The 14,387-nt window shown below is 49.1% G+C and carries 9 protein-coding genes; 7 read left to right on the top strand and 2 right to left on the bottom strand.

What is annotated here, in order from left to right; all coding sequences use genetic code 11:
• Positions 1-94 precede the first annotated feature (94 nt).
• The 6 genes from K3T83_RS09325 (at position 95) to K3T83_RS09300 (ending at position 8,316) form a co-directional block, all read left to right on the top strand.
• Positions 95-766 (top strand): amino acid ABC transporter permease, encoded by a 672-nt coding sequence (locus K3T83_RS09325; RefSeq protein WP_220202694.1) that lies wholly within the window; start codon positions 95-97, stop codon positions 764-766.
• A gap of 56 nt (positions 767-822) precedes the next feature.
• Positions 823-1,710, top strand: coding sequence for an amino acid ABC transporter permease (locus K3T83_RS09320; protein ID WP_220202693.1), 888 nt, complete (start codon positions 823-825; stop codon positions 1,708-1,710).
• A 294-nt stretch (positions 1,711-2,004) separates the two neighbouring features.
• Positions 2,005-3,432, top strand: a complete 1,428-nt coding sequence (locus tag K3T83_RS09315; protein ID WP_220202692.1) for a purine-cytosine permease family protein — start codon at positions 2,005-2,007, stop codon at positions 3,430-3,432.
• 573 nt (positions 3,433-4,005) lie between these two features.
• The gene (locus K3T83_RS09310; protein WP_220202691.1) at positions 4,006-5,469 is read left to right on the top strand and encodes a putrescine aminotransferase; all 1,464 of its coding nucleotides are present in this window, start codon (positions 4,006-4,008) and stop codon (positions 5,467-5,469) included.
• Between the two features lie 28 nt (positions 5,470-5,497).
• The gene (locus K3T83_RS09305) at positions 5,498-6,670 is read left to right on the top strand and encodes a saccharopine dehydrogenase family protein (protein ID WP_220202690.1); all 1,173 of its coding nucleotides are present in this window, start codon (positions 5,498-5,500) and stop codon (positions 6,668-6,670) included.
• 149 nt (positions 6,671-6,819) lie between these two features.
• Positions 6,820-8,316, top strand: a complete 1,497-nt coding sequence (locus K3T83_RS09300) for a gamma-aminobutyraldehyde dehydrogenase (RefSeq protein WP_220202689.1) — start codon at positions 6,820-6,822, stop codon at positions 8,314-8,316.
• A gap of 78 nt (positions 8,317-8,394) precedes the next feature.
• Here the strand turns inward: K3T83_RS09300 and K3T83_RS09295 are convergent, their stop codons facing one another.
• Together K3T83_RS09295 and K3T83_RS09290 are read right to left on the bottom strand one after the other, a co-directional pair.
• Positions 8,395-9,489, bottom strand: a complete 1,095-nt coding sequence (locus K3T83_RS09295) for a hypothetical protein (RefSeq protein ID WP_220202688.1) — start codon at positions 9,487-9,489, stop codon at positions 8,395-8,397.
• A 337-nt stretch (positions 9,490-9,826) separates the two neighbouring features.
• A complete protein-coding gene (locus K3T83_RS09290) occupies positions 9,827-10,984 on the bottom strand; it encodes a hypothetical protein (RefSeq protein WP_220202687.1) in 1,158 nt (385 codons plus the stop codon).
• A gap of 440 nt (positions 10,985-11,424) precedes the next feature.
• On the opposite strand from K3T83_RS09290, the gene K3T83_RS09285 reads away from it, so the two are divergent.
• Positions 11,425-14,268, top strand: coding sequence for an ABC transporter permease (locus tag K3T83_RS09285; protein ID WP_220202686.1), 2,844 nt, complete (start codon positions 11,425-11,427; stop codon positions 14,266-14,268).
• Positions 14,269-14,387: the final 119 nt, after the last annotated feature.

Below are 14,387 nucleotides of genomic sequence, written 5' to 3'. Positions count from 1 at the left end.
TGTGCAACATAAGTTGTAGTGTATACGGGCTTTCAACTTATGTTGCATCTTTTACGTGAAAAACAGTAGTTGCTACAGGAGGCGTGTTGCTTTTATGGATTGGAGTATTGTGCAAAGGGTGCTGCCAGCCTTTCTCACTGGTGCTTTAAATACCATTATCTACTGCGTTTCCGCGTTTCCGCTGGCCCTGCTCTTTGGTATGTTGCTCGCTTTGATGTGCAGTTCTCGCTTTGTCTGGCTGCGCGTTCCTGCTCGTACCTACATCGAGGTGATTCGCGGAACCCCCATGATTGCTCAGCTTTTCATTATTTATTACGCCTTTGGTGCCATTTTTGCCAATCTTGGTTTCCCCTCTTTGATTAATTCTTTAACGGCTGGTATTGCTTCCCTCGCCATTAACTATGCCGCATATGAGGCGGAAGTCTTTCGCGCCGGGTTCCTCTCTGTGGATCGTGGACAAACCGAGGCGGCTCTCTCGCTGGGCTTAACGTCGGGGCAAAATTTTTTTCGTATCCTTTTACCGCAGGCGTTTCCTTTTATGATCCCTCCTTTTGTGAACGATTTTATCTATATGCTCAAGGATTCGGCCATTGTCAGCGTCATTGCTGGCACCGAACTCACCTCTGTCCTGACCTACTGGGTCTCTCGCAATGGGAGCAACCCCATTCCGCTGTATGCGATGGCGATAGTACTCTACTTGTTGCTTAGCCTTCCGACCTCTTATGTTGCAAGGACGTTTGAGCGCAGGCTACGAGCCGCCTTATAATAAATCATGTGATCGGTTCTGCTGAATCACGATGTTGGACTGCGAGGTATCAATTTATGGCAGATATATCGAGACGACCTTCTGAGCAAATATTTTCCAGAGGAAGGAGCCGCGCTGCTCGCGGTCCTCGTTCCTGGTTGGTGGGACTGGATTACCTGTTCTACTTTCTAGTTGCTGTAATTATCGTCGGGATTTTCTATTATTTCTACTCCTACAACCATCTGCTATTGCTTTATCTGCCAGTTTTTCTACAGGGAACGCTGGTGACACTGGTCATTTCGATTATCAGTGCTATTTTTGCGATAGTATTCGGCTTCATTGGAGCAATGGGTCGTCTCTCACGTTTTCCCGTTTTGCGCTGGCTGGCAACTGGATATGTTGAGGTTATTCGTGGCACGCCAGTTCTGGTGCAGCTGCTCCTATGGTATTACGGCGTCGGTTTTGTCCTCTCAAACATGGGCTTTGATCCGTACAGTTCGGCCTTTCAGTTTATGACCGCGTTGCAGAACAATAGCCTGGTGCCAGATGCCTTTAACGGCTACTTTTATGGCATTATCGGCCTCAGCTTTAACTATGGTGCGTATTTAACTGAAGTCTTTCGTTCCGGTATCGAGTCAGTGGACAAGGGGCAGACGGAGGCGGCTTTGAGTCTGGGTTTGCATACCCGGCAGATCATGCGCCACATCGTTTTACCCCAGGCCATCCGTATTACGGTGCCGCCGTTTACCAATAACTTTATTACGCTGATACAGGATAGCGCCCTGCTCTCTGTGTTGGCTGTAATTGAGTTGGAGCATGAAACTTACGCGCTGGCCCTGCCGCAGATCGATGCGAACAACAAATTGTTCGTCTTTATCTTCGGTGCCTTATTCTACCTGATCCTCTGTTATCCTCTCTCTCTGCTTGCTCGCTATTTTGAATCTCGGTTCGCGGTTGCATATTGATACTTATTAATATGGATAAAGTTCTATCGTAGCCGAGCGATTTATCTCGGTAGCATGAATTGCATCTCGTACATCACTACCAAGATAAATCGCTCGGCTACGATAGATCGTGCAGGATTATTTGGGTCATTCTCATTATTAATTGCGTTTGTTAGGAAGCAAAGCTTGCTCGATTGGCTGTAGCGGAATACGCTCTATTTGCTGTTGTGTTTCAATATATGTATCTGTTATATTCACTATATCTTTTTTGTGTGGTTGCTGCACGCCTTTATTCAGGCAAAGGAATCATGATTTATGAGTGTCGAGCAGTCCGAGGCTGATCGCGCATGGGCGATTGAATTGCATGGCATCGATCCGATCAAGGATGAGGAGCGGCATGGCTCACCATTTGAGGTGTTCTGGATCTGGTTTGCCGGAAACATTGGTATTCTAGGCGTCGTTTATGGTGGTATCCTGGCTGGTGCTGGCTTGAATCTCTGGCAGAGCATCTTTGTGGCATTGGTTGCTTCCGGCGTCTCGTTTGCGCTGGTTGGTATCTTGAGCATTGCCGGAGTACGAGGTGGCGCGCCGATGTTAACCCTTTCTCGCGTTGCCTTTGGTCCACGCGGAAACATTTTTCCCACGTTGATTAGCTGGATTAGTTTGGTAGGTTGGGAAACAGTGATTGTAGTTACGGCAGCATATGCCTTGCTGGGTCTGTTTCATCTGGCAGGTTTGCCCACGAATGCCTTCTGGACAATTGTGAGCTTGATCGTGGTGGCGGTCCTGGTAGTCTTCTTTGGCCTGCTTGGTCATGCAACGCTCGTCTGGATTCAGCAGGCGGCTACCTGGCTCTTTGGCATTTTAACGCTCGTGATTGTCGTGTTTCTGATCGGTCAAACGGATTGGGCCAAGATTATTGCTGCACCTCCAGGCCCCTGGGATTCCGGTGTGCTGGCGACATTGAGCATTGTTGCGGCGGGGACAGGTATTGGTTGGGTCAATGCAGGAGCCGATTATACCCGCTACTTACCACGCAATAGCTCCTCACGAGCGATTGTGGGATGGACCGTCATTGGTGGTACACTGCCTCTTTTCGTGTTGATGATCGTTGGCGTTCTGCTCTCCAGCCGCGTTGCCAATCTTGCCTCCGCTGCTAATCCTATTGCTGTAATTGGTTCGGCGCTGCCCGGTTGGATGGCCGTTCCATATCTGCTCACTGCTGTTGGTGGGCTGGTGGTTGCCGCCGATCTCGATATCTACTCATCTGGCCTCAACCTGCTCTCTATGGGGATTAAGCTGGAACGCTATAAAACAGTATTGATAGATGGTGTGCTGATGATTCTCGGTGCTATCTACGTCATGCTGATCGCACAAGAATTTCTGGGGCCATTCGAGAGCTTTCTTCAACTGCTTGCCGATGGGTTAACGGCATGGGCTGCCGTTTTTCTGGTAGATATGTTACGACGCAAGCACTATGATCCTGTCGGTCTGGCTGATACTGGTCCCGAGAGTCGCTACTTCTATCATAGTGGCTTCAATTGGGCTGGCCTGCTCTCCTGGCTGATTGGCCTGTTAGCAGGATTAGCGTTTACCGCTTCTCCTTTCTTTAACGGTCCTTTTGCTGTTGGCATCTTTGCGAGTAGCAGCCTGGGCTTTTTAATCGGCTTTATTGTGAGCGCTGGTTTGTATGCAGTTCTTATGCCTTTTGCCTCTCCGTTCAAACAGAAAGCTATCGAGTAGCGGTCTCTGTACATGAGTTGGATTGCCTGTGGGAAGAGGCTTGCGCCTCTTCCCAACTTTTTTCCTGGCTTGCTTTCTTCCCGCTTCATAGAGTATACTCTAAATAGAGAAACAATAACTTATACTGTTTGGTCTATACTCAAAAGTGCGGTGTTCCTATGAAGGATGCGACGAATCCTGCTAAACGAAAAGGACGCTATATCCCGAAATACTACGTGTTTTGCGGCTTCCACCTGTCTACCTGCTACCCCTGAACCTCTTCCTCGTCAGATTCACCTGCTCCTGTGCACAATAACCAGGAGTGAGCATGCTTCTACCTGCTTTTCAGCGGGAATAATTGCTCATTTGTTTTTACCCTGTACATCTGTCTTCATATAACTTGCCACATGTTGGCCGGATTCTCTCTGGTCATAGTGTTACCTTTTGCTAGAACTATCTTCAGGGATAGGTCTGGTATCACTATTCCACAGCTATGAAACACTGATTGCCTGGTGAACCACTGCAAAGCTGCTTCGATGATGCGGATCGAAGGGGAATAGTTGCATATTGGCCGCATACGCAGAAAGGATTTTTATGTGTAGCGCTAGTAGCGCGAGTAACGATGGGTTACTCAAGGCTCTGAACGATTCACAGCGGTATCTTGATATTGTCCATAAAGCTGAGTTGAGCAAGCATGACGCCGAATGGTTGATCGATACCACCGTCAGCAATTTTGCCAACTATTACAACAGCGGTTTTATTGAGTATCGTAAATCGGTTGCCGAAGCAGGCGACTTTGCGGCAGTCGAATGGACCGGTCGGGGCGCAACCTTTAAGGATGTGCTAGGCCGCGAATATATCGATTGTCTGGGTGGCTTTGGATTGTTTAATCTGGGCTGGACACATCCAAAGGTCGTTGGAGCCGTACAAGCACAATTACAAAAAAGCCCTCTCCCTACGCAGGAGCTACTCGATCCTTTGCGTGGGATGCTTGCTCACCTCTTAGCCGAGATTACCCCTGGCGATATTCAGTATAGTTTCTTTGTAGGCAGTGGCACAGAAGCCGTTGAGGGCGCGATGAAGCTGGCAAAGCTCTATACGCGCAAAAGTGGTTTCATTGCTGCCGTGCGTGGTTTTCACGGGAAAACCACCGGGTCGCTGGCTTTAACTGGTAAGGCCATCTTCCGCCGTCCCGCTCTCCCCTTGCATAACAACATCTATCATGTCCCCTATGGCGATGCCGAAGCGGTTGAGCAGCAGTTACAGGTTGCTCGTGAAGTCGGTAACGATATTGCGGCTGTGGTTATGGAGCCGGTGCAGGGCGAGGCTGGCGCTATCGTGCCCCCTGATGATTTCTGGCCGCGCCTCCGCCAGATGTGCGATGAATACGAAGTCCTGCTGATCGCTGATGAGGTACAGACGGGCATAGGGCGTACCGGAAAACTATGGGGCGTTGAGCATTGGAATGTGGCACCTGATATCATTACCTCTGCCAAAGCGTTAGGCGGTGGAGTGATGCCTATTGGAGCCTTTATGTCCACTCCCAAAATCTGGAGCGTGTTAAACAGCAATCCCTTTATTCATACCTCCACGACCGGTGGGAATCCGCTAGCCTGTGCCGCTGCCATTGCTGCTATCAATGTGACGCTGGAGGAAGGGATCGTTGAACAGACTGCTGAGAAGGGCGATTACTTTATCAGCCATCTCAAGGATATTGCTGCACGGTATAGCGACATTTATACGGATATTACTGGTAAAGGACTCTTAATCGGACAACATTTTGTGAATGACGATATCGGTTATGCCGTTGCTTCTGGGCTCTTTAAGCGTGGGGTACTTATCTCTGGTACGCTCAACAATTCGCGTGTGATTCGTGTTGAGCCTCCACTGGTGATCACTTACCAGGAGATCGATACCATCTTGAATCGCCTTGAAGACACGTTGCAAGAACTGCGCACCTCGGCATCGCTCTTTGTCGCTGATCCCGCGATGCCTCAAGCATTGAAGGAAGTGACTCTTGCTGGGGAGAGCGCGATTGGTGGGATTGCGGTTGCTTAACTGCAATCTTGTATGAGGAAGGGCATCGATGCATATTATCGTGTTGGGCGGCGCAGGCGCGATGGGACGAATCGCCGTACGTGCGCTGACCGAATATGATGATGTTGACCAGATCACGCTGGCCGATTATAGCGAGGAACGCGCTCGTGAGGTCGCTTCCTCGCTGGCGAACTGCAAGGTGCAGGTGCAGCAGATCGACGTAACGGATGAAGACCGTTTGCGCCGTCTGCTGCGCGGAGCCGATGTGGTGTTGAATGCCGTTGATTATGCTTTCAACCTCTATGTGCTGCGCGCCTGCATTCAAGAGAAGGTACATTACGCCGATCTTGGCGGTCTTTTCCATATGACGCGCAAGATGCTTGCGTTGAATGCTGAGGCTGTGGCCGTAGGAATTACGGCGATTGCTGGCATTGGTGGTACTCCTGGGATTACCAATTTGCTTGCTCGCCTGGCTGTTGATCGGCTGGATCAGGTGGAGAGTATTCGCGTGCAACTTGGTTGTAACGATGCAACACCCTCGCAGGCACCGCTTGTTGCTCCCTATTCGATTCGTACAATTCTTGATGAGTTCACCCAGCAACCACAGATCTTTCAGGATGGAGCCTGGTATCCGCAATCGCCTCTCTCTGGTCAGGAGGAACTGGTCTTTCCCGAACCGGTCGGTCGTGCCACCGCCATTTATTCGCTACATTCTGAATGTGCCACATTTCCTCTTTCGTTTCAGGAAAAGGGGGTAAGCTATGTCTCCTTCAAAATTGCCTTTCCGGGCGATTTCATGACGAAGCTCAAGTTCTTAGTTGATCTTGGCTTTGGCAGTGCCAGGCCTATTATTGTTCGCGGGGGGAGCGTTGTGCCGCGCGAGGTGCTGGTAAGTCTGCTAGAGAAGTTCCCTGCTGAACAGGTAGAACCGCAGGATTGCGATGTGTTGCGCGTCGTAACTACTGGACTGGCAGATGGAAAACAGCTTGAGATCACAAATCAGGTGGTGGTGTTGCCTTACCAACGCTGGCATGTCAGCGCAGGTGCTCTCGATACCGGCACACCACTTGCGATTGCCGGGTATATGCTGGCAAGTGGTGTGATTACGCGTCGTGGCGTGTGTGGGCCAGAACTGTGCGTGCCAACTGAACTCTTCTTTCGCGAACTGGCTCGTTATATGATGCGCGTCGAAACCTCGATTCGTCCACTACCCGAAACGTAGCGCTGGTCTTGTGATAGAATGTCGATAGAGAGACTCCTTTGGCGATGATTTCGTACTGATTAGCGAAAAATTGTGCGAATGTCGAAGAATATCGTAATGATTGGCACGAAAAAGAACGTTATTTTTGTCACGTGAAAGGGGAGATCTGTATGGCCGAATACAAATTGCTCATTGATGGTGAGCTGGTTGGAAGCAGTACGGGCAAAACTGCTGATGATATCAATCCAGCAACAGGTGGAGTCATCGCTCAGGTGCCCGTCAGTACTTTGGACGACGTGAACCGTGCGGTGGCCGCAGCCGGTGCCGCTTTTGAGGATGGGCGCTGGTCTGGGCTGACGCATGGGACACGGGCCGCTATTTTGGAGAAGCTGGCCTCCCTGGTTGAGCAGCATGCGGGAGAACTGGCAACGCTGGAATCGCAGGATACTGGCAAGCCGATCAAACTGGCACGAGATAGCGATATTCCCTTTGCCGCTGATAATCTGCATTTCTTTGCAGGTGCGGCTCGCCACCTGCCTGGAACTGCTGCCAGTGAATATTCTGGTGGGCATACCAGCATTATTCGCCGCGAACCGGTGGGGGTCGTGGCCTCGGTTGCTCCCTGGAACTATCCTTTTATGATGTTGGCCTGGAAGATCGGACCCGCGCTGGCGGCTGGTAACACCGTTGTCTTTAAACCTTCTCCCGAAACCCCTCTGACCGCCCTCAAGCTGGGCGAGCTGGCGCTTGAGGCTGGTATCCCTGCTGGCGTCCTCAACATCGTGGCTGATGGTCCCGATGTCGCGCCTAGCCTTGCCAGCCATAAAGATGTGGCGATGGTCTCTATTACTGGCAGTACCAGTAGCGGTAAATACGTTATGCGCGCGGCTGCCGATACTATCAAGCGTGTTCATCTCGAACTGGGCGGAAAAGCTCCCTTTATCGTCTATGACGATGCGGATATTGAGGCAGCTGCGAACGGCGCTGTGGTTGGCGGTTATGTCAACTGTGGGCAGGATTGTACGGCGGCAACGCGCGTCTACGTGCAAGATCAAATCTATGATACCTTCATGGATTCGTTCTTGAGCAAGGTCAAACAGATTCGATTCGGCGATCCTTCAAGCGAGAGTACCGATATGGGGCCGCTGATCTCAGCACGGCAACGCGAGCGCGTCGAGGGCTATGTCGAACGGGCGCTGCGTGCTGGGGCTAATATTCTCATAGGTGGCAAACGCGCCACGATCTCTGGTTTCGAGCAAGGCTTTTTCTTTGAGCCAACGGTCATTGCTGAGGATCGCCACGAGGCGGAAATTGTACAGAGCGAGGTCTTTGGCCCTGTGGTGGTTGTCTCTCGTTTCAAGACTGAAGAGGAGGTATTGCAACGCGCAAATGGCGTGGTCTATGGACTTGCTGCCTCCGTTTGGACGCGTGACATCTATAAAGCGATGCGAGCCAGCAGCACGTTGCGCTTCGGGACGGTCTGGGTCAATGATCATCTCCCGCTCACCCCTGAGATGCCACATGGTGGGTACAAAGAGAGTGGCATTGGCAAAGATATGTCCCTTTATTCCTTTGAAGAGTATACGCAGATCAAACACGTGATGATCGAGCTTGGTGGCGAGGCTCGCAAGGATTGGCACTATACGATCTTTGGCGATCCTTCCTAGCTTTGTTGCAACTGCCAACGAGCCAGACATTCTGCGTGAAAGCCTGGCTCGTTTTTGCTTTTCGTCCTCTACGATTGTTCAGTTCCCAACGATGTTCTGATACTGGTTTTGAAAGACGGTTCCCTGAGTGGTCATAGCGTTGTGGCTGTCCACCAGGGGAATCGCGTAGTTGGTGCAGGAATATTGCATGGCAGCAAAAATGTTGTTGGCGGCGAGCGTTTGCAATGCTTTGGTTGTCCAGGTCGTCATGAACGCGGAATCGTTGCTCTTGCCATCGTTGGGCGTCGGATTGGCGGTGTAGTTCCATTCAGAGATCATGATCGGCAGCGTTTTACCAATTGCAGCACGCATGGCATCGCGCGATTTGGCGATATGTGTCGTCCAGTTATCGATATGGGAAATGCAGATGTCGTTTGCCCAGTTTGAGCCGCAGGTGTACTCGTGCCAGCTAACCTCATCTGGAAGTGGTTGCGCGTGTTGCAAGAAGTACTGGAGATAGGCAGGATTGTATTGATAGTTGACTGGTCCAATAAAGTGCCCATTGATGGTTGCTCTCTTCAACTGTGGGATCAGGCGGTTCCAGGAGGCGGTATATTTGTCTGCTGAAAGCTTTAGGAAGAAGTCCTCCTCGTTGCCATATTCATAATAGACGGTATTTTTGCCGAAGATGTTATTCATCATTTTGATAATGCGGAGATCGTTCGCTAAGGCGCTCGAACTCGATTGATCCCCCTGAAGTATGATGAGGGGTGCCGCATTCATATTTTTGACGATCTGTGCTGCCTGTTGGATGAGTTTATCGTCCATTTGATTGCGTGTGGGAATGCGCACCATGCGCATGTGCATTTGCTGGAGCAGCTTGCGTGTCTTGTCAGAAGTTAGCACCTGATCATGGTCATCCTGCAAACTGAAATTGGTGCCCCAGAGCAAGGGCGATGCTTTTTGCTGTTGCGTTGCCAGCGTCATGCCCTGTATATTTGTATTTATCGATATAGAAGCGAGAGAGAGCGTTGAGTTTGAGGCGGTGCGTGCTAGCAGAGCAGTTTGATTCTGAGAAGTGGTGGTGAATGCAAGCGAGAGCAGCCCAGAACCTACCAGGATACCCACCAGTCCGATAATGCTTGCTAAGACGAAAAAACGTTTTTGTGTATCGTTTTCATTGAACATCTGCATATATGTATACTCCGTGCTGACAGCGTCAGATGAATGTATAAAGATGTAAAGGGGAAATTTTTTGTGTTTGTTTGGTCAATGACGCTTTCATTGAATAAACTGGATATTTTTCTGGATTCGTGTTTTTGTGATATAGGTCAATGTATGTATTTATGGGCTGAAATGTATATTGGTTCTGATCTTTCCACTGAAATAAACGTTGAAGTTGTTGAGATTTACAATGGCTTCTTTTGATAAACAAAATCCCCTTCCGAGCCTGTATTGCTTAGCTCAGAAGGGGCTTATTCATGCTGGTATCTATTATTGAATGATAGTTATTGCTACTGGTGAAGCAATATCAACCACCACCATATTTCTGAAACGCGAGTCCTTGCGCCGTCATAGTCCCATCGCTGTCTACCAGTGGCGCGGCATATTCGGTGCAGGAATATTGGGCGGCAGCAAAGATGCCATTAGCGGCAAATGTCTGTAGGGCTTTGGTTGTCCAGGCACTCATAAAGGTATCATTGTCGCTCTTCCCATCGCCGGAAATTGGATTCGCCGTATAGTTCCATTCGGTAATCATGATAGGGAGAGATGTGCCAATAGTTGAATTCATGATACCACGTGCATTGTTGAAGTGAACGGTCCAGTTATCCAGATGGGACATACAGATATCATTGGTCCAGTCAGAGGCGCAAGTATATTCGTGCCAGCTGACTGCATCAGGGCGTGGCTGAGCATTTTGCAGAAAATATTGGAGATAGCTGCCATTATATTGATAGTTTACAGGGCCAATGAAGCGCCCATTGAGAGCCAGCTTTTTCAGTTGTGGGATCAGGCGGTTCCAGGAATCCGTATAATCCTTTGGTTGAAGTTTGTAAAAGAAATCCTGCTCATTGCCGTATTCATAGTAAACGACGCCGCTGCCAAAAATACTATTCATAATTTTTATGATGCGTGTATCGTTGTCTAGAGCGTCTGATGTTGCCTTATCACCTTGCAGGATAACCAGCGGAGCCGCGCCCATACTTTTCGTGATCTGGGCGGCCTGGGTGACGATAGAATCTGATTGCCCATCGCGCGTTGGAATACGAAATAGACCAACATGCATTTTTTGCAATGCTGTTCGGGTTGCTGACGACGTAAGTACCTGATCGCTGCTATCCTGGATATTAAGATTGGTACCCAGCAACATTGTCGAACCTCCACCTGTCATTGGAGCTGCCGGTGCGACCGTAGGCATTACTTTTGATGCAGGCGTTGGTGTGGCGTTCGGATTTACGGTTGCCGTTGCGATTCTTGCCTTTGTAGAGGCGGTCGGTGTTGTCCCTGCTGTGGCTGTAAGTGCCGCAGATGAGAGCTTCCCCGGCGTTGGGGTAAGCATTGTCTTGTCGGTACTGGAGGCTGAAGCTAAAAGGGTTTGTACAAATCCCGCGAGTATGATCACCAATACTACGCAGAGAACCAGCCCCACTACCTTTTTACGATTTAGCTGCTTGTTCTCAGTTCCCATGCATGAGACTCCTGTTTCCCTTTTCTTATTTTACTATCTTGCACTCTTAAATATAATGAGCATGCAAGCAACCCTCAAAAAGACTATAGCCACTTCTACCACCTCCCCCATATTTATTGAATAATGTAAAACATGTTCATTAGAAAGAAATGAGAAGATAATGAAATATATTATCCATATTTATTTGGCTTTGATTTAAAAAAAGATAAATAATAACATATCTAGATATTAGAAAAACGATTTAATAATGATAGCTGATTGCTGTATCTAGGTATACAGCAATGTTGCATCTATCTATTTTTGTCCCTGCACCTCTTTACTAACGATTCTGAACAATGATAGTAACCAGTTCCGGTTTGCCTATGCGTATGCAATATAGTACTATAAGGTAGCTATTTCCCCTATCATCGCCGTGAGTTCTGCACAAAAGGATGTAATCAATGAAACCGCGTTTTTACTGGATGTATGCAACTCGTTCGCTTTCTCGTGGTGGTCAACGTACCATTCTGGCGATTTTTTGTGTAGCTGTTGGCGTCATGGCGATTGTTGCTCTACAACTGGTTGGACTCAGTGTAGATCGCGCCCTGCTTAGCAATATTGCCGCTGCAAATGGTAGTGATATTCGCTTGAATGCGAGCATTACTCCTTTCCGCCAGCGTGATCTGGCTTTTTTTGATCAGTTGCGACAAAAAGATTTGATTGTTGATTATGCGACGCTCTACGATGCAGGAGGGAGTACTACTGTACCATCAGGAAAGGCCGTAACCTTCAACTTTCTTGCGGTTTCGCATAATTTTCCTCTCCTCGGTCAGCCCAAATTTCTTGTGCCTTCGGGTAATAGAACGTTACAGCAGGTACTATTGGGGAATCATGTCGCGGTCAGTTCACATGTCTTTCAGGAGCTTGATGCACAGATCGGTCGTACATATCATATAAAAACATTTGATGGACGTGTGATACCTGTCGTGATCGCTGCGGAGTTTGAGGAGGAAGGAGCTTTTCGTGAGCCGCAGATGATTATCGCTCAGGAGGCGCTGGCAACTGTTCAGGAGCCAGATGGCTTACAACGGCCCTCCCAATATAGCACCGTCTATATCACAACTTCATCCTTGCATCTTAATCAGGTGAAAGCGGAGATTAGCCAGACGTTCCCCTCTGTGCGTGTAATTACGGCCCAGGATTTATTGCAACAAAGGCAGCAGCAGGTGCAACAAATCCAGCTTTTCTTGCGCATTGTTGGTTTGCTGGCTCTCTTTATCGGTGGAATTGGGATTGTGAATACTATGCAGGTGCTATTACGGCGGCGTCAACTGGAAATTGCGATGCTAAAGGCTGTTGGTTATCGTCGTTTCGATCTCTACGGGTTGTTTGGCGTGGAGGCCGCGCTCCTGGGCCTGCTCGGTGGGAGTATCGGTGCTGTTGCTGGTATTGGGGCAAGCTATCTGGTCACTTCGGTCGTTGAATATGCTTTTTCTTTACAGCTTCCCGTTGTCCTCGATGTTGGAACCGTTCTCTCTGGCTTCGGCATTGGGGTTGCTACGGCACTCATCTTTGGCATCTTGCCTATTGTTCAGGCCGCGCAGATTCGCCCTTTAAGCATCTTACGTGGAGGTGGTGAGTCAATCAGAGTGACTTCTCGCCTGACCATGTTGCTCTTGTTGCTCCTGCTTTCTTTCCTGTTTGTTATCCTGGCAACCTCTATCCTGGGTGATGTGGTAACTGCTCTGCTCGTTGTATATGGAGGCGCTGGCGCGCTACTCGTGCTGGCGTTTGCGCTTGGATTGCTGGTACTGGCGATCTCTCACCTTCCCGTCTATGAACATTCGGGAGCGCGCCCGTTCTTGTGGGTTCTGGCAGCTGTTGGTGCTGTTATGCTTGCCGGCCTTCTCTTCCTGCTGCTGAGCTTTTTTGGACAATCTGCGCGTGTTTTTGCTCTCCATTTTGGTAATGCTGCTATCGGGACTTATTTACTAGCCCTTCTGGGCGGTGCTGGCATTGTGCTGCTTGGTTGCTCTTTTGTTTTCTTGCTGGCAACGCTGCTAAATTGCATTGTGATGTTTCTCCCGCGAGTCTGGAAAACTCCCATTGTCCTTGCCTATCGCAACATCGGACGACAGTGGATACGGACCGCGGCCACTTTAACGGCGCTTTTCGTTGGTGTTTTTGCCATTGGCCTTGTATTGCTGCTTGGTCAGGGTATTAAAGATACGATTACGGCAACGCTTGGGACATTATTTACCCGCAATGTGTTTGTGGTTGTCGCGCCAACACACAAGGAGGAAGTTGTTGCACAACTGCCATCACTAAAAGGTCTCGACGGCTCAAAAACGGTGGTTAGCCCACTTGTGCGTCAATTGTATCCGCTGTTTGTGGGCAAGCAGGATGTGAATACCCTCTTGCGACATTTGAGCAGTAAGAGCAGGCCAGGAAAAGAAGATGTGGTTGGCAGTTTGAATACGATGCAGGGCTTTGACCTCGCCCTGGGAGGAAGCAATATCCCGACGATTGTGCTGAAAACGGGGCGCAATCTGCGCAATACGGATGCGGGCACCCGCAATGTGATCGTCAGTGGCAAGTTACAGGCAGCTCCAATTGGCTTGCAATTGGGAGATACGATTGTTGTGCAGAGTTCGGATGGTGCGGTGACGTTGCCTCTCACTGTGGTTGGTTTCTATGATGATACAGATCCTACCGGGAATCCTAACTTTGCGGCTATTCTGGCCGATGAAAACGTTGCGTCCCAGTTGGGTAGGGCAGCGACTCTAGAGGTCTTCTCGCTAAAAGTTGATCCCGATCAATTGCCAGTATTTAAACAGCAGTTGAGTAAAGCTGTGCCAACTGCTTTTATTATCAGCGTTGTTGATATCGATGCGATTGTCAATCAGGTTTTGGATAAGCTGGTTGTAATGCTGACGACAATTGCTTCTCTGGCAATGATGGCTGGACTCATCATTATCGCTGATGCAGTTGCTCTGGCGATGCTCGAACGGAGACGAGAAATCGGCATTTTGAAGGCGCTTGGTTATACAAGTAGAAGTGTTCTGGCTACTGTTTTGATTGAGAATGTTTTGATTGGTTTGTTAAGCGCCCTGGTCTCTATGTCGCTAGTGGCTGGCGCGATTACGCTGTTAGGCCAGTTTGTTTTTCACATTACTGTAAGAGTAGATCCCCTGCTGCTGGGCATAATGGTTATTGCAACCTCACTTGTAACGATGACGGTCGCATTGTTGGTTGCCTGGGAAGCTGCCTCTGTCCGTCCTCTCGAAGTATTACGGTATGAGTAGCCAAACACATGTTCTTCTTTGCTATATCTTGTGTATATGAATAAAAATGCATTTTTAACGATAAGATGATAAATTTAATGCTTCGTTAATACATTCCAGTTTGAGAAGCAGGTATAGTA

The sequence above is a fragment of the Reticulibacter mediterranei genome (assembly GCF_016587455.1).
The sequence above is the reverse complement of the archived record's forward strand: the minus strand, read 5'-3'. Positions and strand labels throughout refer to the sequence as shown.